General features: G+C 68.4%; 1 protein-coding gene. It reads right to left on the bottom strand.

All coding sequences use genetic code 11. The annotated features are described in order from the left end of the window. Positions 1-484 (bottom strand): DUF3999 family protein (locus tag J0A65_RS25345; protein WP_206596987.1); only part of this gene is annotated, 484 nt, incomplete at its 3' end. Positions 485-557: the final 73 nt, after the last annotated feature.

Here is a 557-nt window from a genome sequence, read left to right as displayed (position 1 = left end):
ACCCCTCCTCGGCACCGCTCCAGTCCAGGGTCAGGCGCACCAGTGGCGCCTCGATAGCACTGGCATCGAGCAACCAGCCGCGCAGTTGCAGCCCGGCGTCGGCCGGGGCGGCATCGCTCAGTTCGATCAGGGTGCCGCTGGTGTTGCGCTCCACGCGCAACGCTGGCACATCCTGCGCATCGGCGGGACCACGCAGCGGGAACCAGCGCACGCCATGTTCCTGCTCCTGGTCCACCCGTTCGCCGCTGGCGGGAATCAGCGCATAGGCCTGCGCCTGGCCATTGGCATCGAACACCCGCAGATCACGCAAGTCAGCATGGCTAGCGGCAAGGTGCGCGGCGAAGGGCAGCTCCAGGCGATACCAGGGGCCCGCGCCTGACAGCTGCAGATCGGCGGTGTCATGAAAGTCGCGCAGCTGCTCTCCAGCCTGCGCGACAGTCGCCATGGACAGGGCCAGCAGCAGGCCCAGACCGGTCATCTTCATGCGCCAGACTCCTGTTCGTTGGGTGCGTCGCGCTCGGCCTGACGCGGCGGCAGCGGGGCGAAATAGCCCACCA

Source organism: Bowmanella yangjiangensis, from assembly GCF_017255015.1.
GTDB classification, from domain to species: Bacteria; Pseudomonadota; Gammaproteobacteria; order Enterobacterales; family Alteromonadaceae; genus Bowmanella; species Bowmanella yangjiangensis.
The sequence above is the reverse complement of the archived record's forward strand: the minus strand, read 5'-3'. Positions and strand labels throughout refer to the sequence as shown.